Origin of the sequence: Pseudoalteromonas sp. S1610 (assembly GCF_005887465.1) — a bacterium.
Classification (GTDB): domain Bacteria; phylum Pseudomonadota; class Gammaproteobacteria; order Enterobacterales; family Alteromonadaceae; genus Pseudoalteromonas; species Pseudoalteromonas undina.
The window spans coordinates 50919-70967 of sequence record NZ_PNDI01000022.1; the positions used below are offsets into that span (position 1 = coordinate 50919).

The following is a 20049-nucleotide window of genomic DNA, read 5'->3' on the forward strand; positions in this document are numbered from 1 at the left end:
TTGAAATAATTAATAATATAAGACTTGCTGTAAAGTGTAGGTCATTAAGCAAAGGGATATTTTATGTCTACAGAAAATGCCTTACTCACAATTTTGGTTGACAGAATTAACAACGACACACTGGTGTTACCTACGTTACCAGAGGTAGCGATTAAGGTTCGTCAAGCCGCTGACAATCCAGATGTAAATTTGATGCAAATGTCAGATGCAATAGCACATGACCCAGCACTGTCTGCGCGAATGATTAAAGTAGCAAATAGTGCCATTATGGGTCGTGCTGTAAAGGTGTCTAACTTACATCAAGCAGTGACACGTATTGGCTTAAGGCAAATAAAAAATATAGCTACAGCCATGGCAATGGAGCAGTTGTTTGTATCTAATAATGAGCTAATAAAGGGATACATGGGCAAGGCGTGGCAAAAAACGCTGCATGTGGCCTCGCATTCTATTTCATTGATGGAGTTTTACTTAAAAAGAAATACCCACACTTCGCTTAACCGTGATGCCATTACACTAGCTTCATTGGTTTATAATATTGGGGTATTACCGATTTTAACTGAAGCTGAGCGACATCCAGAAGTGTTTGCCAATCCGAGTTTTTTAGCGCATGCAATTCAACGTTTAAGCGGTAAAATTGGTGGCTCAATAATGAAAGCATGGGAATTCCCTGATGTGTTTGTAGAGGTTGCACAGCACTGGGCTGATGTTAACTATCGCTCTACTGAAGTGAGTTATATCGACTTTATTCGCATTGGTGCAATCCTTGAGGGAACCCTACAAGTATCAGATAAATCTGCGGCGCTACAAACCTATATTGATAAAGGCATTTTTCCTTCATTAGAAATGTTAGAGAGTGAGGAATACTTGCATATGGTTGAAGACGTAAAAGAAATGTTTAGCTAAATTTTTGAACAATAAAAAGCACGATTAGTATCGTGCTTTTTATTTGTTTAATAAAGCTTTTACGCTAAATCGTCTGCATCACCTAAGCCTTGAGTAAGCTCTTCAAGAAGCTGTTTTATTTCCTCAGATGCAAGAATAAAGTCAGCGTCTAGTTTAACCGCCATATCTTCTTTAGGAATATCGGCATTTTCTTCTTTAAGTGTTTCGCTATAGCTTAAACGTTTAATTGAACCATCGTTTTGTAGCATAAACTTAACGCGCTCTTGCCAATCCAAGGCAAGCTTAGTCACGCGTTTACCACTTTCAAGGTGTGATTTTACTTCGTCACACGCTAAGTCATGGCCTTTAAGCTTAACTTGGGCTCCACTGTCATCCGCTTCTTCAAGCTCAGCATCTGAGCCAATCGCAAAGCCCTCAGGTGTACTAAAGTTAGTAAGCCAGTCAGTTAAAAATACATCTAAATCATAGTTAGCAAACGCAGGAACAACCGGTAATGTGCCTAACGATTTACGTAGTAACGCCAGAAGCTCTTCAGCTTTATTAAAGCTTGCGCTATTAACTACAACCCAACCATTTTCCTGGTCTATGAACGCAAACTGTAAGCTCGACTTTTTAAATGCTTGTGGCAGTAGCGTGTGCAAGATGTTTTCTTTTAATTCATCTTTTTCTTTTTTCTTTACTGGTCGATTTTCTTCAGCTTCAATCTGATCAACCTTCTCTGCAACAAGCTCATTTATTACAGATGCCGGTAACACTTTCTCTTCACGCTTGGCGCAGACTAAAATGCTTTTTTGTGAAAAGTGAGACAAAGTTTCACCATGTTTACCAAATGCTTTTGTCCAGCCAAATGTTGCCAACTCTTGGCCAGTACATGGACGAAATAGATCTTGTTCTAACGCCTTGTCAAAGTCTTCTTGAGTGTACGAAACGTCTTGTTTAAAGCGATAGCATATAAGGTTACTAAACCACATAGGGAAATGATCCATTTAAAAAATTTGTGCAATCATAGCAATAAAAGCCGCTTCTAGAAACGGCTAATCGAGTTTAAAAAGTGGCAGGGGGGATGACATATTTTTAGGGAACGAAATTCGGTAATGTAACCCTTGGTTAGGTTCGCTACTGACTTCAATTTTGCCATTGAGTGTTTGTTTTACAAGGTTAAAAATAATGTGAGCACCTAAGCCGCTGCCACCTTCATCACGCTTTGTGGTGAAGAATGGGTCAAATAAACGCTTAAGTTGAGCTGGTTTTAAACCGATACCATTATCTTGATAATTAATAACTAAGTCGTTTTCATCGGTATTTACATCTATGGTGATTTGACCACTATTTATATTTTCAAAGCCATGAACTAATGAATTCATAATTAAGTTAGTAAATATTTGGCTGATCACCCCAGCAGGTAAATTAATAATTAAATCATCCGGGCAGTGCAGGCGAATACTGTGGGATGTTTTTTTAATTTGCGGATGTAAAGAACGTATAACTTCATTGATGTAATCTTTAAAGTTAATGGTTCTTAGCGCCTCACTGGCTTGATCAACAGCAATTTGTTTAAAGCTGGTGATTAAGTCTGAGGCACGCTCTAAATTGTGAGAGAGTAGCTGAGCGCTTTGTGCTGCATCATTAATAAAGCCTTCCAGTGCCGAGGAAGATAGCGATTTATTTTTAAATGCAGTTTCTATTTCAGTTAAGCGCTCTTGCAAAAATGAGGTCGCGGTTACGCCAATACCAATAGGGGTATTAATTTCATGAGTGATACCAGCAACTAAACCACCTAATACCGCCATTTTTTCTGAGCCAACAAGTTGCTCTTGCGCAAAGCTTAGTTCATCGAGTGAGTTTTGTAGTTGGGTTTGTTTACTTAGCAGCTCTTGCTCTGTTTGCTTTCGTAGGTCAACTTCTTCTGTTAATACTGCTTTTTGGCGTTCGAGTTCATATTTTTGTTGCTGCAGATCGATCATAGCTTGGCTTAGGTTTGATGTTTTTCGCGCAACATCTTGTTCAAGCTGTAAGTTTTGTTGATCTAGTTTTTGATTACTTTCGATTAGGTCATGCTGGGTTTGTTTTAACTCTTTTTTATACTCAACAACTTTAGAGATCAAATTGTTAAAAGAGCGTTCCATTACTTTCAGTTCGTTATTTTCATCAGTGACAATTTTAACGTGCTGGCCATCGAGCTCTTCTAATTCAAGATATTCAATTTGCTCAGTGAGTTGTGTGAGCGGCTCAGTTAATAGCTTTCTAAATGCGATTAAAAACAAGATGATTAAAAAGGTGGTTTTAATCATGGCGTTGCCAATTAAAAAGTAAATAGAGAGCATGATGCGACTAAAGATCACGTCGCGGCTAGAAAATAAAGTCACATCGCCTACCTGAGTGGCACGGCCTGAAAATTCAAAAATAAGCGGAAATGTATAGCCAAACAAGCCGGCTTTAGTATCCTCTACCATGACGTCTTCTTGGACAAGTTGCTGGCTGTAAAGGTTATGAATGTTTAGTGCACGGCCTAATTGAGAAATAATAGCGCCGTTATCATCACGGATAATAACTCCTTCAACCATAGGTATATCAAGTAATCCTTCTGCGGTTGTTGTGGTTTGCTTTATATTTAGCTCCCAAATTGCTCGGGTTAAACTTCTACCAAATGTTTTTTGCAGTGTGCCGAGCTCATCGCGTATGTAATCTTTGGTATTAACATACTCTGCGAAGATTTGTCCGCAGGTCACCACAAAAGTCAGTATAAAATAAACTGATAAAACTCGTGTGAGTAACTTTGTTGAGAGACTTTTTTGCGGCATGAGGGACTTGTATTTCCTTTAGTTATTCAGCTGTTAATGTACGCTTATAAACATTAGTTAATAAATCATTAAAAATAAACATATATTTTATTATATTGTTATTTTAGGCTCTTAAATAAGGATTCCCTCATGAACTTAACAATAAAGCGTAGTGTGTTAGCCAGCTTGTTTGTAAATTAGGTAGAGTTATTTTGCTAATTTGTATTGTGCATTCATGCATTTTATTGATAACGTTAGTAAAAGATACAGTAAATAACCTGCTCGCTAGTTATGTTGGTTATACTCTTTACTTTTTGCTGACTGAGCAAGCAAATTGATTTTAGCGTGGGTTTAGGTGTTTTATATGAGTTTAATTAAATAGTCATTATGGTGCGTTTTTCTATTTTAGTCTGTGATGACTCAACCGTTGCTCGTAAACAAGTGGTCCGCTGTTTAAATGAGTGCATAGATGCCGATATTCAACAGGCAAAAAATGGTAAGGAAGCCTTGGAGCAGTTGCATCATGGGCAGTTTGATCTTCTATGCCTCGATTTAACCATGCCTGAAGTGGATGGTATTGAAGTACTTGAGCAAGTTAAAGCAAATAAAATAGAAACTTATGTATTGGTAATTTCTGCTGACATTCAACAAAAAATGCGAGAGCGGGTAGCGCAACTTGGTGCAATTGATTTCATTCATAAACCGATTAATAAAATACAACTTAACGACGTTTTGCATAAGTTTGGCATTTATTAATAAAATTCATGATGAAAAAGACTGTTTTATCTTCTAATTTAGGGTTGACAGAATAGCCTTTGTTAAGGCAGTCTTAAGCTTATGAAAACATTTAGTCTTGTAACGACCATTATTATTACAACCACCATTCTTACTGGATAGTGGCATAGGTCGGTGCAACAAATTTAAAGGCCTGTGTTCACTTAGAACACAGGCCTTTTTTCGTTTTATGGAATGAGGAAACATAAAAAATGCGCGTTTTAAAATTTGGTGGCTCATCGCTCGCTGACTTTGCCTGCTTAGAGCAAGTAGCTGCTCTAGCTAAGGCACAATTAAAAGATGAAATGTTACTGGTGCTTTCAGCGCCTGGCGGTATGACAGATTCGCTTGTTGCGTTGGCTAGTGCTGCAGAGCAGGGGCAGGATTTCAACCCGTTGTGGGATGCACTTGTTACCCGCTGCAATGCTTTAAAAGCGGCTGTAGAGGAAAGACAAGGAACAGTTCAAAACTGGCCGGACTTTAACGAATTGAAAAATAAGCTTGATGGGGTTGCACTAATTAAGTGTTGCCCAGATAAAATCAGGGCTTTTATTATTAGCTTTGGTGAACGTGTTAGCGTATCGCTAATGCAAAGCCTACTAGCCGATCATAACGCGCACTATTTACAAGCAACAGACTGTATTGTTTCAACGGGTGGACACATAGAAGCTGAAGCCGATTTAGTCGCCAGTAAAGCCCGTTTTCAAGCGGTACTAAAAGAGTCGCCAGCAACGGTTTACATTATGCCTGGCTTTACAGCAAGTAATGATAAAGGTGAGCTCACAACACTTGGTCGAAATGGCTCTGATTATTCAGCGGCGATTGCTGCAGCGTGTTTAGAGGCGCAAGTGTGCCAAATATGGACTGACGTTGATGGTGTATACAGCGCCGATCCGCGTTATATCAAAAAAGCCACTAAGGTTGATTTCCTATCTTACAAAGAGGCGATGGAGCTTTCTTATTTTGGCGCTAAAGTGTTGCACCCTAAAACTATCCTACCGTGTGCAAAAGCTGGAGTGCCATGCGAAATTAAAAACACTCATAACCCAGATGCGCAAGGCTCACTAATTAGTAACGATACGGTATCTGATGAACCAGTAAAAGCACTCTCAAGCCTACAAAACTTAGCTATGTTGACCGTTTCGGGCCCTGGTATGAAGGGCAAAGTGGGCATGGCATCGAAAGTATTTAATGCATTAGCGCATGATAACGTGTCAATCGTCCTGATCACTCAATCATCATGTGAATTTAGCATCAGTTTTTGTGTTCATGAAAGTGATTTAAATCTAGCGTTGAATGCGTTGCAAGCAGCCTTTGACTTAGAGTCAAAAGCAGGCTTAATTGAGCCGGTAAATGTGCAACGTAATTTAGCAATTGTAACGCTAGTGGGCGATAACATGCGCGCACATAAAGGCTTAGCTGCTAAGTTTTTTGCATCGCTTGCTCAAGCACAAGTAAACATTGTTGCCATAGCGCAAGATTCAACTGAAAGCGCTATTTCTGCGGTTATTGATGGTGAGTTGTGTAATGACGCGGTTAAAATCTGTCATGAAAACTTTTTCACTCATGTGCCTTCAATCGATGTGTTTTTATTGGGATGTGGCTTAGTCGGTCAAGAGCTAATAAACCAGCTTGAACGTCAACAAGCATGGCTTGAAAAGCGTAATATTAAATTAAACCTATACGGTGTGGCTAATTCTCGTCAATTACACCTTGATGGTGAAGGCATTGCTTTTGATGATTGGCAACAAAAACTAACGCAATCAGAGCAAGCATTTGATTTAAAATTAGTAGAACAGTTTGTTAAGCAAAATCACTTGGTTAACCCTGTGCTAGTTGATTGTACTTCATCAGATGCCTTGGCTTCGCAATACGTCGATTTTTTAAATGCGGGTTTTCACGTTGTGGCCGCTAACAAAAAAGCGACGACTAGTTCATATACTTATTACCAAGACTTAATTGCAGCAACGCATAAAAATAACCGTAAATTTTTATACGAAACTAACGTAGGTGCGGGTTTGCCTGTAATTGATAACTTGCAATCACTCTTTGGTGCTGGCGATGAATTACTTGAATTTAGTGGTATTTTATCTGGCTCACTTTCGTACATGTTTGGTGCCCTTGAAGATGGTTTATCACTCTCTGAAGCAACAATTAAAGCGAAAGAAAGTGGCTTTACTGAACCCGATCCTCGCGATGACTTATCGGGAACAGACGTAGCACGTAAACTACTTATCATTGCCCGCGAAGCAGGTATGAAATTGGAGCTTAGCGACATAGAAGTGGAGTCTGTACTACCACAAGGCTTCGCCCAAGGTGACAATGTTGATGAGTTTATGGCAAAGCTACCAAGTCTGGATGCTGACTTTAACGACCGTATTCAAAGTGCAGCGAGTGAAGGTAAAGTACTTCGCTATGTAGGCACAATTAAAAATGGACACTGTAAAGTAGGTATTGAAGCGGTAGATTCATCACACGCATTAAGTGTAATTCGTGATGGTGAAAATGCGCTGGCTATTTTAAGCCAATACTACCAACCACGTCCGTTTGTTATCCGTGGTTATGGCGCAGGCTCTGCAGTAACTGCTGCGGGTGTATTTGCCGATATTCTTAAAACACTGTCACGCTAGGGGGCGGTTATGATTGAAGTTTATGCGCCAGCCTCCATTGGTAATTTTACGGTTGGTTTTGACTCCCTCGGTGCGGCGTTAGCCCCGATTGATGGCAGCTTGCTGGGGGATGTGGTTACTATATGTGAAGCGCCTCGTGATGAGTTTATTTGTAGTGGCGAATACGCCCATAAACTCCCAAGCGATGCGAATGAAAACTTAGCGTATCAATGTTTAGTGCATTTTCGTACACATGTAGCACCGAATATGCCAGCCGTAAAATTAGAGTTGAAGAAAAACCTGCCTATAGGGTCTGGGTTAGGCTCAAGTGCTTGCTCTGTTGTTGCGGCATTTGCAGCGCTGGATAAGTTTTCTCAAACTAATTTAAGCCAAGTTGAGTTAATAGAGCTAATGGCCGATTTTGAGGGCTTGGTAAGCGGTGGACGTCATTATGACAATATCACTCCTTGTTATCTTGGTGGCTTACAATTAACGGGCGACTTAATTCCAAATAAATCAATAGCGTTACCTGTTGATGAAAACTGGTATTACGTTGCCGCATTTCCTGGCTTTTCGCTCAATACCGCAAAGGCACGCTCTGTTTTACCAAAAGAGCTAAGTATGCATGCTGGGGTTGAGTTTGCGCAGCGATTATCGGCTTTTAGCAGTTTATTACTGACTTCACGTTTTGATGAGGCGCTTTGTATTATGCAAGACAATATTGCTGAACCACATCGTGCGCCACTAATAAATGGTTTTTATCAAGCCAAACTTAGTTTGCCAGAACTCGGTGCTGAAGTGGTGAGTATTTCAGGCGCAGGGCCGACCTTGTTTAGTGTATGTAAAACGCTTGAAGCGGCAGAGCAATGCGCGCAGTGGCTAGAGGAAAATTACATCAACGAGCAAGGTTTCTGCCATATTTGTAAATTAGATAACGACGGCACGCGTCAATTAAATGTTTTATAGGATCAAGAGTCATGCAATTACATAATTTAAAAGAATATTCACAAAAAGTGTCGTTTGTTGAAGCTGTAAAAACAGGACTGGGGCGTAATCAAGGGGTGTTTTTTCCTGAGTCGTTAGCGCCATTAAGTGATGTTGATGCATTACTCGATATGGACTTTGTTACTCGCAGCGGCAAAATTTTATCGCACCTTATTGGTGACGAGCTACCAAGTGATACTGTTGCCCAGATGGTTAAGAATGCGTTTAACTTTCCGGTTAAGCTGGTGGAAGTTGAAGACAATACCTATTGCTTAGAGTTATTCCATGGCCCAACACTAGCGTTTAAAGATTTTGGTGGCCGCTTTATGGCGGAGTGTTTAGCGCAGTTTAACCACGGCGAAAAAGTGACAATATTGACAGCAACGTCGGGTGATACCGGTGCCGCTGTCGCGCATGCTTTTTATAATAAGCCAAATATTGATGTGGTTATTTTATACCCTAAGGGCAAAATTTCACTCGCTCAGCAAAAGCTATTTACTACACTCGGTGACAATATTCATTGTTACGCGATAGAAGGCAGTTTTGATGATTGCCAAGAGTTGGTTAAAAAATCATTTTTAGATGAAGAGTTAAAAGCAAAACTTGGTTTAAATTCAGCAAATTCAATCAATATTAGCCGCTTAGTTGCGCAAGTTTGTTATTACTTTGAGGCAATAGCACAGCTGCCAAAAGAAAAGCGTGCTACAGCGCATATTTCAGTACCCAGTGGTAATTTTGGTAATGTGTGTGCGGCTATGATTGGCGCTGTTATTGGTATGCCAGTAGGTAAACTCAGTGCGACTACAAACCAAAATGATACTGTGCCACGTTATATGCTTGATAAGCAGTGGACGCCCAGCGCCACTATTGAGTCACTGTCTAATGCTATGGATGTCAGTAAACCTAATAACTGGCCGCGGGTACAAACTATGCTAGATAATGACTGGTTTAGTTATGACAATTTTTATTCTGTTAGTGTGGATGAGCAAAGCACAAAATCAGTGATGAAAAAAATTCAACAGCTTGGCTATATTGCAGAGCCTCATACCGCGATTGCCTACCAAGGGCTTGTTGAAAATAAAGCAACAGATGCTGCAGGTATCTTTTTAGCGACTGCACACCCAGCTAAATTTAAAGAAAGCGTTGAAGAGGTACTAAATACCGAAATAGCCATGCCAAAACCGCTAGCAGATGCGCTTGCAAAACCATGTTTAGCCATTGATATGCACAATGATTACGACGATTTACGCAGCGAGCTATTTGCTAAGCTTGGTTAAAATCACACGTTTAGAAAAAGCGGCTTAGGCCGCTTTTTTGTTTGTTTATGTGTCGCTTTAGGCATAACGCATAAGCTAAATAAATGTAATAAATCAAATTCATTTAAAATTGTTATTAGTTTATAAAAAAATATCATCATCAAAATGCTGTGAAATAGTTTCAATCCCTGTTTAAATATCCTCAACTTAAGAGCGTAGGCAAAGAGTCGTTTTAAGCGTACAATAAAGCCTGTAAAAAATACCCATACACGTTGCCCAGGAGACCCCAATGTTAGAACGTAGCATGAATATTTCGGACTTTGATCCAGAGTTATTTGACGCGATGAGCAAAGAAACATCACGTCAAGAAGAGCACATTGAGTTAATTGCATCTGAAAACTACTGTAGCCCACGCGTATTAGAAGCGCAGGGTTCTCAACTTACTAACAAATATGCTGAAGGCTACCCGGGCAAACGTTACTACGGTGGCTGTGAGCACGTTGATGTGGTTGAGCAGTTAGCGATTGACCGCGCAAATGAATTATTTGGTACAGATTACGCAAACGTGCAACCACATGCTGGTTCACAAGCGAATGCTGCTGTTTTCCAAGCACTATTAAGCCCACTTGATACTGTTTTAGGCATGAGCCTAGCGCACGGTGGTCATTTAACACACGGCTCACACGTTAACTTCTCTGGTAAAACATACAACGCAATTCAGTATGGACTTAACGAAGAAACTGGCGAAATTGATTACGTACAAGTTGAAGCGTTGGCACTTGAGCACAAGCCAAAAATGATCATTGCGGGTTTTTCTGCATACTCAGGTATTGTTGATTGGGCTAAGTTCCGTGAAATTGCAGACAAAGTAGGCGCATACTTATTTGTTGATATGGCGCACGTTGCAGGTTTAATTGCTGCGGGTGTTTACCCAAGTCCAGTGCCATTTGCTCACGTTGTAACAACCACAACACACAAAACATTAGCCGGTCCTCGCGGTGGTTTAATCATTTCTGCGTGTGGCGATGAAGAAATTTACAAAAAGCTAAACAGCGCTGTTTTTCCAGGTGGCCAAGGTGGTCCTTTATGTCATGTTATTGCTGCTAAAGCGGTGGCATTTAAAGAAGCACTTCAACCTGAATTTAAAACATACCAAGCACAAGTTGTTAAAAATGCTCAAGCAATGGTTGCAGTATTACAAGAGCGCGGCTACAAAGTAGTATCAGGTAAAACTGACAACCACTTATTCTTACTTGATTTAATCGATAAAGATATCACAGGTAAAGATGCAGATGCTGCTCTAGGTAACGCGAATATCACGGTTAATAAAAACTCAGTACCGAACGATCCACGTTCACCATTTGTTACTTCTGGTTTGCGTATTGGTTCTCCGGCGATCACTCGTCGTGGCTTTAAAGAAGCAGAGTCAAAAGAGTTAGCAGGCTGGATCTGTGACGTACTAGACAACATCGAAGATGAGTCAGTACAAGCGCAAGTAAAAGAAAAAGTGAAAGCAATTTGTGCAAAATTACCTGTTTACGCTTAATCCAAGAGTAAAACAGTAATTTAGATCACAACTGCACACATTTTTGTTATGATAATGGCCGCTATAATAGCGGCCATTTTTTGTTTTTAAAACGGAAACACACAGTTATGCATTGCCCATTTTGCACCGCCAAAGATACTAAAGTTATTGATTCTCGCCTTGTCGGCGGGGGACACCAAGTACGTAGACGTCGTGAATGTAATGAATGCCACGAACGATTTACCACCTTTGAAGGGGCTGAATTAGTGATGCCACGGGTCATCAAGCAAGATGGCAGCCGCGAACCGTTCAATGAAGATAAGTTACTAAATGGCTTAACTCGCGCCCTCGAAAAACGCCCCGTAAGCACTGAGCAAGTTGATGAAGTGGTTAATATTATTAAGTCGCAGTTACGCGCCACTGGCGAACGCGAAGTGTCTAGCCATTTGGTGGGTGAGTGCATTATGGAAGCGCTTAAAAAGTTAGATAAAGTGGCCTATGTAAGATTCGCCTCAGTGTATCGCTCGTTTGAAGATATACGCGAATTTGGTGAAGAAATAGCCCGCTTAGGAGAGTAGTAATGAGCATGCAAAGTTCGTTTTCAGAGGATGATAAACGCTACATGGCTCGCGCTATTGAACTGGCAAAAAAAGGGCGCTTTACCACCACTCCTAATCCTAATGTTGGCTGCGTACTCGTAAAGAATAATAAAGTAATAGGTGAAGGGTTTCATCAGTTAGCGGGTCAAGGTCACGCTGAGGTAAACGCACTGGCGATGGCTGGCGAAAATGCCAAAGGCGCAACCGCTTATGTAACCCTAGAGCCTTGCAGTCATTATGGTCGCACACCGCCTTGCGCTGAAGGGCTAAAGGCCGCGGGTGTGAAAAAAGTGATTGCTGCTATGGTTGACAGCAACCCGCAAGTTGCAGGCAAAGGTCTGAAAATTTTAGCGGATGCTGGTATAGAAGTTGCTCACGGATTACTTGAAGAGCAAGCTCGCGCATTAAACCTTGGGTTTTTTAAGCGCATGGAGCAGGGATTACCCTTTGTGACTTGCAAAATGGCCGCCAGTATAGATGGTAAAACGGCGCTTAAAAACGGGCAAAGTAAATGGATAACTGGCCCCGCAGCGCGCCAAGATGTGCAACTATACCGAGCACAAAGCTGTGCAATTTTAACCGGTGCCGATACGGTATTAATGGATGATGCAAAATTAAATGTGCGCCCAGAAGAGTTACCGTATTCTTTACCAACTGATTTACCACTGCGCCAACCGGTTCGCGTTGTTATTGACTCAAAAAATAGACTTACCCCTGATCTTGCCTTATTTTCAATTCAAAGTGAGGTGATAATATTTACCACCAAGGTTGATAAATCGCATCAGTGGCCTCATTTTGTTAAACAGATTGAAGTACATGAAAATAATAATAAAGTAGATTTACTGGCCGTGTTAAACACGCTTGCCCAATTGCAGTTTAATAATGTGTGGCTAGAGGCCGGAGCAACACTGGCCGGTAAAATGACAGAACTTGATTTAATTGATGAGTTTGTTTTTTACATTGCTCCTAAATTAATGGGCAGCGATGCTAAAAGTTTACTAAATTTCCCAGAGTTAATGAGTATGCAAAATACCATTAATTTAACTTTTAATGAGTGTGTGCCAATCGGTGATGATCTACGTATCACAGCACTAAAAAAAGCTCATTAATCATTTTATATAAAGAGTAGCACTATGTTTACTGGAATAGTTGAAGCGACAGGTAAAATTGCGTTATTACAAAAAAAACAAGGTGATTTAGCTATTCGTATCCAAAGTAAAAACCTTGATATGAGTGATGTTAAGTTAGGTGACAGTATTGCAACTAATGGTGTATGCCTGACGGTTGTTGATAAGCATATTGATGGCTTTAGTGCTGACTTATCAAATGAAACGATTAGCTTAACAGGGTTTGCACATTACGCATTAGGGCAAACCGTTAATCTAGAAAAGGCGATGCAACCTGTTTCGCGCCTCGGTGGTCATTTAGTATCTGGCCATGTAGATGGTATTGCCACTATCACAGCAATTAATGCCAATGCGCGAGCAACAGAATATTGGTTAGCCACCGATGAAAATTTAATGAAATACATTCCTTACAAAGGGTCGGTTTGTATTGATGGTATTAGCCTGACGGTTAATGCGGTTGAAGGTAATAAATTTAAACTAACGATTGTGCCCCACACCAGCGGGCAAACGACCATAGCTGATTTTCAAGTCGGTACCAAAGTGAATTTAGAGGTCGACCAAATAGCACGTTATTTAGAGCGCCTTGTAAAGGGAGCTGAGCATCCTACTGGTTCAGATATTTCGATGAGCTTACTCGCTAAAGCGGGCTTTATAAAATAACGATATTGACAACTTATACGAGCAACTTATGAATTTAAACAGCGCACAAGAAATAATAGATGACATTAAAGCCGGTAAAATGGTTATTTTAATGGACGATGAAGACAGAGAAAATGAAGGCGATTTAATTATTGCTGCTGAGCACATAAGTGCAGAAGCAATTAACTTTATGGCGACTCATGGCCGTGGGTTAATTTGTTTAACCATGACCCAAGAGCGTTGCTCGCAACTTGATTTACCGCTGATGGTTAAAAATAACGGTGCTGCATTCTCGACCAACTTTACTATGTCTATTGAAGCATCAAAAGGGGTTACGACGGGGATTTCTGCAGCGGATCGTGCTCGTACTGTTCAAGCTGCCATTGCTAAAGGCGCAGTGCCAAGTGATATTGTACAGCCTGGGCATATTTTCCCTATTATGGCGCAACCTGGCGGCGTATTAACGCGCGCAGGGCACACTGAAGCTGGCTGTGATTTAGCGCGTTTAGCGGGACTTGAGCCGTCATCAGTGATTGTAGAAATTCTAAATGAAGATGGCACCATGGCGCGCCGCCCTGATTTAGAAGTATTTGCTAAGCAACATGATATTAAAATTGGCACCATTGCTGATTTAATCGAATACCGTAACTTAAATGAAACCACTATTGAGCAAGTTGCAAAATGTAAATTGCCAACTGAGCATGGCGAGTTTGACTTAGTAACTTACAAAGACACCATTGACGGGCAGCTGCACTATGCATTGCTTAAAGGTGAAATAAAACAACAAGAACCAACGTTAGTGCGAGTGCACTTACAAAGTACCTTTAACGATATTTTACTCTCTGATCGTAATGCTGATCGTAGTTGGGGATTATCGCAAGCAATGGCGTATATAGCTGAGCATAATGGCGCTTTAGTCATCTTAGGTAAGCAAGAAAGCACTGACGAATTAGAAGCGACTGTTAAAGCATTCGCTGCAGCTGATGCTGGCGAGAGTGTAACGCCACGCAAATTCCAAGGTACTTCACGTACCGTAGGTGTAGGCTCGCAAATTTTGGCTGATTTAGGTATCCAAAAAATGCGTTTGATGAGTTTACCGAAAAAATATCATGCATTATCAGGCTTCCATTTAGAAGTTGTTGATTACGTAGAGCCACAATAATTACACGCTAGGCTATTATTTTATTTATGTGGTATAATGCGCAGCAATTTTTGCGCAACCGAAATCGCTTAAACTTATTTTTAGGGTTATCAAATGAAAATTATTGAAGGTAATAAATACGCTCCAGGCAAAAAGTTTGCCATTGTCATTTCTCGTTTCAATGACTTTATTGGTAGTAGCTTGCTTGCAGGTGCTATTGATGAGCTAAAACGTACTGGTGGAGTATCAGAAGATGATATTACCGTAATTTACGTACCAGGTGCGGTTGAATTACCTTTAGCAGCGAAACGCGTTGCAGCAAAAAAAGAATATGATGCAATTATCGCCTTAGGTGTAGTGATCAGAGGGGGCACGCCTCACTTTGATCTCGTCGCTGGCGAGTCAAATAAAGGGCTTGCACAAGTATCACTTGAGTATGATATCCCGGTTGCATTTGGCGTATTAACCACTGAAAGCATTGAGCAAGCAATTGAGCGCGCAGGTACCAAAATGGGTAACAAAGGCGGCGAAGCTGCTTTAGGTGCGCTTGAAATGGTTAATGTGTTAGATAAAATTTAAGTTTAAGGAATTTTTGTGAAACCAGCAGCAAGACGTAAAGCACGTATCTTAGCACTTCAAGCCGTGTATTCATGGCAATTAAGCGGCAATGCAATTGCCGATATCGAACAACAAATGTTGATCGAAAACGATGTGACTAAAATTGATGTTGAATATTTTAAAGATTTAGCGCGTGGAGTTGCAGTAAACCACAAGCAACTAGACGAAGCTGTATCGCCTCATTTAACTCGTCCATTTGATGAATTAGACGAAGTTGAACGTGCAATCTTACGTTTAAGCAGCTACGAGCTTAAATTTCGTGAAGACGTTCCTTACAAAGTGGCTATCAATGAAAGTATTGAATTAGCTAAAATGTTTGGCGCTGAAGATAGCCATAAATTTGTAAACGGTGTACTTGATAAAGCTGTAAAACAGTTACGCAAGTAATAACAACTTTAGCTGATTTTTATTATCAGATGAGTTGTTATAAATAACCGTTAAAAAGGAGAGCCGGCATAGGCCGGCTTTTTTGTGTATGAAGGAATTTGAATTAATTAATCGTTACTTTAAAGGTCGTGGCATTACTCGTCGCGATGTTAATTTAGGGATTGGAGATGACTGTGCGCTTGTCACAGTTCCAGCGAACTGTCAGCTTGCTGTAACCACAGATACCTTAGTTGCTGGGGTGCATTTTTTTCATGATATCTCCCCTCGCGCATTAGGGCATCGAGCTCTTGCTGTTAATTTAAGTGATTTAGCTGCCATGGGCGCAGAGCCTACTTGGGTATCGGTTGCACTTACCTTACCTAGTATCGATCCACAATGGATTGCTGAGCTGACTGATGGCATGCATGAAATTGCTGAGTACTTTAACGTTCAGATCATTGGTGGTGATACCACTCAAGGTCCACTTAGTATTACTATTTGTGCAAAAGGTACAGTTCCTGAAGGCACAGCATTACGTAGAAGTGGTGCAAAAGTGGGTGATTGGATTTTTGTAACCGGTCCGCTTGGTGATGCTGGGTTGGCGATTGAATCGAAAAAACAAGGCTTATCGATTGCACCTGAACACTTAAAAGATATTAATAAACGTTTAAATTTCCCCACGCCACGTGTAGCTGCTGGGCAAGCATTACGAGGCTTGGCATCGTCGGCCATTGATATTTCCGATGGGTTACTAGCCGACTTAGGGCATGTGCTAAATTTATCACAAGTTAGTGCCACCATTAATATTGAAAATGTCCCCACCTCAGATGCCATGCAAGCGAGTCTTGATTTTGAGCAGCGACTTCCTTTTGTTCTTAACTATGGCGATGACTACGAGTTACTGTATACCGTTGCTGATAGTAACAAGAGTATGCTAGATATTAAGCTGCGCCAATACGGTGTAGAGGCAAGCTGTATCGGGCAAATAAAAAGTGGTGACGGCAATATAGAGTTATTACACCAAGGTGAGAAGTTTGCTTTTGAACATAAAGGTTTTGAGCACTTTTCCAAGGAGCAGGTTTGAATAAAAACCGATTATTTAATTTAAAACGCCCACATCAATTTTTTGGCTTGGGTTTTGGTACTGGGCTTGCACCAAAAGCACCTGGTACATTTGGCACATTGGCAGCATTACCGTTTATTTTTATTACCATGCATTTTCCGCTATGGTTACAAATTGTATTTGCAGTAGTCATAAGTATCTTTGGTATTTGGGCATGTGGAAAAACAGCCGATGACCTTCAAGTACATGATCATCCCGCAATTGTTTGGGACGAAGTTGCTGGTTACTATATTACTATGATTGGCGCAGCACTTAACTGGCAAACATTACTGGTTGGCTTTTTACTGTTTCGCTTTTTTGATATAGCAAAGCCAGGGCCGATTCGCATACTCGATAAACGTGCCCATGGTGGGTTTGGTATTATGGCCGATGATGTACTTGCAGGTATTTTTTCGCTTATTTGTTTGCAAGCATTGATAAAAGTAGGTTTACTACCCTTTTAATTTATTATTTGTTTAACTAGGTGGCAGCACTATGATGCGATTTTTATTGGTTTGTGTACTTATGCTATGTGCCATGCCAAGTACGGCTTCAATTACTGATTACGTAGTTAAACAATGGAATATCAAAGACGGCTTACCCTCACAATCCCTAAAAAGTGTAGTACAAGATAACCAAGGCTATATGTGGCTTGGCACTCAATTTGGATTAAGCCGTTTTGATGGCAATACCTTCACTAATTATAATACCCAAAATAGTTTATTTTTACCCAGCAATGGTATTAATAAATTATTGATCGATGGCGAAGGATTATTGTGGGTAGGCACTAAAAATGGCCTTGTGGTCATTGACCCTGAAAAGCTAACCGCACAAGAGTTTAATATTAAAGGCCCTGTAAGAGATATTCTTGAAGATTCTCAAGGCAGTATCTGGATAGCAGCTAATGGGCTCTATTATATAGACAGAGGCCAAATAGAACTCCGCGACCAACTAAATAACCCTAGTCCTATTGTAAACGCCACAGCTATCACTCAAATTGTGGGATCGGTCAGTAAAATGGCGCTTTCACCTGAGGGAGTTTGGCTGGTTAACGACCGTAATTTATTACGTTTAACGCAAAGCTCGTCTGACTTTTCTAAATTACGCTTAGAACTAACCGCAAAAGTGGCTTTACCCGATCGTTTAGCGCAAACCATTGTTCACGATCTATCGTTTTTAAATGGTAATTTGTACTTAGCTTCTGAGTTAGGGGCTTATTTTTTAGATCTAGATGACGAGCTACGTCCGTTTCCACTTCCCAATGCTAATAACTCAGCTGTGTATAAGTTTATGAGCGATGGTAATGGCGGCTTGTGGATATCAACCTATGGACGTTTATTATTTAGGGCTAAATCTAATGATTGGCAGTGGGTTGAACCCAGCCAATTAGATCAGAGTATTTGGTTTGCCGATATATTTAGAGATGATGAAAATAACATATGGCTAGCGAGTTTTAGTGAAGGGCTATGGCTTGCTCACGAAGGGCGAATAGAGCGCCATTCGGCCATTTCTAAAATGACCGAAGCGGTGATGGCGATTAGTAAATCACCTGATGGTAAATTGTGGATTGCCAATAAAAGTGGCATTGGTTATTTTGATGCCGATAAAACCTTTATTAATGTTATCAATAGTGCCAAGTATGGAAATGCCTCGGTACATGACCTGCAATTTGATGGCGATCGCCTTTATGTTGCTACTGGCAGAGGCTTGTTTTTCTTCGAATCAAATACCTTATATAGTTTCCCTGCTCGTGCGTTGAGCGATAACCCTGTTTTTGCAATTAGCACTTCAACTAAAGGAGGCTTTTGGGTAGGCACCGGACGAGGGTTATATCGTTTAAATTACAATGGTTTAAACCCTTTTGCGTACAATGCTTTTTTAGGCAGTAAGTTTGTAACCTATGTTTTAGATAAACCAAATTTTGGGGTTATTGGCACCAGTAAAGGTGCATATTACTTTACTGAACGCGGGATAGAAAAAATAGGTGACCAAACCACTTTGGAAAGCGCTTATGTGACCAGCATTTTACATATAAAAGGGGTAGGCATTTTAATTGGCTCGTTGAATGATGGCCTGTTTTATCGCAGTGGACAAGGGCAATGGCAGCAACTAGACGCCGCCAATGGACTGCCATATGGTTCTATATTCAGCTTAGAATACGATGACACCTCAAAGCGAATTTGGGTAAGCACCATGAAAGGGGTTTACCGTATGCCTGTTGAGCAATTTAAAGCCAACATCGAAAGCCTAAAAGTAGAAGAAGTGATCTCTTCATTTGACCGTCAGCTCGATGGTAAAGCCAGCCAATGCTGTAATGGTTTAGGCCATGATGCGGTGGTTGATATGGATAACTCTATTTGGTACCCCAGCTTACAAGGTGTGGTGGAAATTCCGAAAGACGTAGAGTTATTTGGACTGCGTTCACTTAAACCAACTATAGAAACCTTAACCACGCCATCACGAAAGCTTGCAGCTGCTGCGTTAGGTGAAAAACCAGTTCTTGAGACCGATGAGCGTGATGTAACACTTACCTATACTGCGATTGATTATTACGCTCCGGCAAGTATTGAGTTTAGATATAAACTCAATGGGCTTGATAACGATTGGCGCTATGCAAATACCCGTCGAGAAGCAATTTATACAAATTTACCCGCTGGTATGTTTTTATTTGAATTAGAAACTAAACGCCAAGGTGAGGATTGGGGGAGAGCGCAATCAGCCGAATATGCGTTTGTGGTACCGGAACGTTTTGGTGAAACTATCTACTTTAGGTTACTGATCACCAGTGGTTTCGTACTGCTGTTTTATTTAGTGTTTTGGGTCTTTAAAGTTCAAGAGCGACGCAAGCAACAGGTACTCGAAGGGCTTATTACTGAGCGAACCTTAGAGCTTCGCCAAGCAAATGATAAATTAAACCAAGTAAACTCTCAGCTTAAACTTGTTAGTCACTCTGATGAGCTAACAGGGCTGAGAAGTCGTCGTTTCTTGTTTGATCAATTACCAAAAGATATTGAGCATTTTCAACGTAACTCGCAGTCATTGCAGGCTCAGGGTAAATCTTTGGTGCTATTAATTATTAATTTAGATAATTTTAGCCGTATTAATGATGCCTATGGCCCTATTGCTGGAGATAGTTGTTTACAACAAGTAGCGGCGTTACTTAACTCGCGTACTCAAGGCTCTGATTATGTTGCTCGGTGGAGTGGTGATGAGTTTTTACTGTTATTACGCGATTTTAAGTGTAATTTAATCGACAGCTATGTATCTGAATTATGCCAAGCTATTGCTGATTATACCTTCCAGCTTCCTAACGGTGAAACAACCAATATAACAGCGTCAGTGGGTTGGTCTTTCTATCCGCTACCTCTGTTAGGTGGGCAAGTTATTAGCTGGGAAACATCGATTAATTTAGCTGACATCGCGTTACATCAAGTTAAAAAACGCGGCGGCGATGGCGTCGCTAACATTACTTTTGACGAGCAATTAGACGCATTTGAGTTTGAGCAAAACCCCAATGTTGAACAGCAAATTGGTTTGTTACAAAGTAATGGCTTAGCCGATATTAAGGTATGGATGCGCTAGATATTATAAGTGAGCAACAAAAAAGGAGCCAAAGGCTCCTTTTT

The 20049-nt window shown here is 40.7% G+C and carries 17 protein-coding genes; 15 read left to right on the top strand and 2 right to left on the bottom strand.

Going from position 1 to position 20049, the window contains the following annotated elements; genetic code table 11:
• The first annotated feature begins 63 nt into the window (after window positions 1-63).
• Window positions 64-903, top strand: a complete 840-nt coding sequence (locus CWB77_RS10285; RefSeq protein ID WP_010390918.1) for an HDOD domain-containing protein — start codon at window positions 64-66, stop codon at window positions 901-903.
• 59 nt (window positions 904-962) lie between these two features.
• On the opposite strand, the gene rdgC is transcribed toward CWB77_RS10285, so the two are convergent.
• Window positions 963-1874, bottom strand: coding sequence for a recombination-associated protein RdgC (rdgC, locus tag CWB77_RS10290; protein WP_010390919.1), 912 nt, complete (start codon window positions 1872-1874; stop codon window positions 963-965).
• Between the two features lie 63 nt (window positions 1875-1937).
• Window positions 1938-3704 carry a sensor histidine kinase gene (locus CWB77_RS10295; RefSeq protein ID WP_054202211.1) on the bottom strand — a complete coding sequence of 589 codons (1767 nt, stop codon included), beginning with the start codon at window positions 3702-3704 and terminating at the stop codon, window positions 1938-1940.
• 366 nt (window positions 3705-4070) lie between these two features.
• On the opposite strand from CWB77_RS10295, the gene CWB77_RS10300 reads away from it, so the two are divergent.
• From CWB77_RS10300 to CWB77_RS10365, 14 genes are all read left to right on the top strand, one after another.
• Window positions 4071-4439: a response regulator gene (locus CWB77_RS10300; RefSeq protein ID WP_010390921.1), complete on the top strand. Its 369-nt coding sequence runs from the start codon at window positions 4071-4073 to the stop codon at window positions 4437-4439.
• A gap of 230 nt (window positions 4440-4669) precedes the next feature.
• Entirely contained in the window at window positions 4670-7087 is a 2418-nt protein-coding gene (thrA, locus tag CWB77_RS10305) for a bifunctional aspartate kinase/homoserine dehydrogenase I (RefSeq protein WP_138622637.1), read from the top strand.
• Window positions 7088-7096: 9 nt separating this feature from the next.
• Window positions 7097-8032 carry a homoserine kinase gene (thrB, locus tag CWB77_RS10310; protein ID WP_138622639.1) on the top strand — a complete coding sequence of 312 codons (936 nt, stop codon included), beginning with the start codon at window positions 7097-7099 and terminating at the stop codon, window positions 8030-8032.
• An 11-nt stretch (window positions 8033-8043) separates the two neighbouring features.
• A complete protein-coding gene (gene thrC, locus CWB77_RS10315; protein ID WP_138622641.1) occupies window positions 8044-9327 on the top strand; it encodes a threonine synthase in 1284 nt (427 codons plus the stop codon).
• Window positions 9328-9595: 268 nt separating this feature from the next.
• Window positions 9596-10852, top strand: coding sequence for a serine hydroxymethyltransferase (glyA, locus tag CWB77_RS10320; RefSeq protein ID WP_138622643.1), 1257 nt, complete (start codon window positions 9596-9598; stop codon window positions 10850-10852).
• A 107-nt stretch (window positions 10853-10959) separates the two neighbouring features.
• On the top strand, window positions 10960-11409 hold the full coding sequence (nrdR, locus tag CWB77_RS10325) for a transcriptional regulator NrdR (protein WP_010390928.1): 450 nt from the start codon (window positions 10960-10962) through the stop codon (window positions 11407-11409).
• Window positions 11410-11411: 2 nt separating this feature from the next.
• On the top strand, window positions 11412-12539 hold the full coding sequence (gene ribD / locus CWB77_RS10330; RefSeq protein ID WP_138622645.1) for a bifunctional diaminohydroxyphosphoribosylaminopyrimidine deaminase/5-amino-6-(5-phosphoribosylamino)uracil reductase RibD: 1128 nt from the start codon (window positions 11412-11414) through the stop codon (window positions 12537-12539).
• A 24-nt stretch (window positions 12540-12563) separates the two neighbouring features.
• Window positions 12564-13217 (top strand): riboflavin synthase, encoded by a 654-nt coding sequence (locus tag CWB77_RS10335; protein WP_138622647.1) that lies wholly within the window; start codon window positions 12564-12566, stop codon window positions 13215-13217.
• A gap of 28 nt (window positions 13218-13245) precedes the next feature.
• Window positions 13246-14358 (top strand): bifunctional 3,4-dihydroxy-2-butanone-4-phosphate synthase/GTP cyclohydrolase II, encoded by a 1113-nt coding sequence (ribBA, locus tag CWB77_RS10340; protein ID WP_010390933.1) that lies wholly within the window; start codon window positions 13246-13248, stop codon window positions 14356-14358.
• Between the two features lie 93 nt (window positions 14359-14451).
• On the top strand, window positions 14452-14916 hold the full coding sequence (gene ribH / locus CWB77_RS10345; protein ID WP_109875274.1) for a 6,7-dimethyl-8-ribityllumazine synthase: 465 nt from the start codon (window positions 14452-14454) through the stop codon (window positions 14914-14916).
• Between the two features lie 15 nt (window positions 14917-14931).
• Window positions 14932-15342, top strand: coding sequence for a transcription antitermination factor NusB (nusB, locus tag CWB77_RS10350; RefSeq protein WP_010390936.1), 411 nt, complete (start codon window positions 14932-14934; stop codon window positions 15340-15342).
• An 88-nt stretch (window positions 15343-15430) separates the two neighbouring features.
• A complete protein-coding gene (gene thiL, locus CWB77_RS10355) occupies window positions 15431-16405 on the top strand; it encodes a thiamine-phosphate kinase (RefSeq protein ID WP_010390938.1) in 975 nt (324 codons plus the stop codon).
• A complete protein-coding gene (locus CWB77_RS10360; protein WP_008110211.1) occupies window positions 16402-16887 on the top strand; it encodes a phosphatidylglycerophosphatase A family protein in 486 nt (161 codons plus the stop codon). Before thiL ends, CWB77_RS10360 begins: the two co-directional genes overlap by 4 nt.
• 31 nt (window positions 16888-16918) lie before the next feature.
• A complete protein-coding gene (locus CWB77_RS10365) occupies window positions 16919-20005 on the top strand; it encodes a ligand-binding sensor domain-containing diguanylate cyclase (RefSeq protein ID WP_138622649.1) in 3087 nt (1028 codons plus the stop codon).
• Window positions 20006-20049 lie beyond the last annotated feature (44 nt).

Coding starts and splice junctions, on each gene's coding strand:
- ribD (WP_138622645.1), top strand. CDS start 11,412: ATGAGCATGCAAAGTTCGTTTTCAGAGGATGATAAACGCTACATGGCT.
- ribH (WP_109875274.1), top strand. CDS start 14,452: ATGAAAATTATTGAAGGTAATAAATACGCTCCAGGCAAAAAGTTTGCC.
- thrC (WP_138622641.1), top strand. CDS start 8,044: ATGCAATTACATAATTTAAAAGAATATTCACAAAAAGTGTCGTTTGTT.
- CWB77_RS10365 (WP_138622649.1), top strand. CDS start 16,919: ATGATGCGATTTTTATTGGTTTGTGTACTTATGCTATGTGCCATGCCA.
- thiL (WP_010390938.1), top strand. CDS start 15,431: ATGAAGGAATTTGAATTAATTAATCGTTACTTTAAAGGTCGTGGCATT.
- CWB77_RS10295 (WP_054202211.1), bottom strand. CDS start 3,704: ATGCCGCAAAAAAGTCTCTCAACAAAGTTACTCACACGAGTTTTATCA.
- ribBA (WP_010390933.1), top strand. CDS start 13,246: ATGAATTTAAACAGCGCACAAGAAATAATAGATGACATTAAAGCCGGT.
- nrdR (WP_010390928.1), top strand. CDS start 10,960: ATGCATTGCCCATTTTGCACCGCCAAAGATACTAAAGTTATTGATTCT.
- CWB77_RS10300 (WP_010390921.1), top strand. CDS start 4,071: ATGGTGCGTTTTTCTATTTTAGTCTGTGATGACTCAACCGTTGCTCGT.
- thrB (WP_138622639.1), top strand. CDS start 7,097: ATGATTGAAGTTTATGCGCCAGCCTCCATTGGTAATTTTACGGTTGGT.
- CWB77_RS10285 (WP_010390918.1), top strand. CDS start 64: ATGTCTACAGAAAATGCCTTACTCACAATTTTGGTTGACAGAATTAAC.
- thrA (WP_138622637.1), top strand. CDS start 4,670: ATGCGCGTTTTAAAATTTGGTGGCTCATCGCTCGCTGACTTTGCCTGC.
- rdgC (WP_010390919.1), bottom strand. CDS start 1,874: ATGTGGTTTAGTAACCTTATATGCTATCGCTTTAAACAAGACGTTTCG.
- CWB77_RS10335 (WP_138622647.1), top strand. CDS start 12,564: ATGTTTACTGGAATAGTTGAAGCGACAGGTAAAATTGCGTTATTACAA.
- glyA (WP_138622643.1), top strand. CDS start 9,596: ATGTTAGAACGTAGCATGAATATTTCGGACTTTGATCCAGAGTTATTT.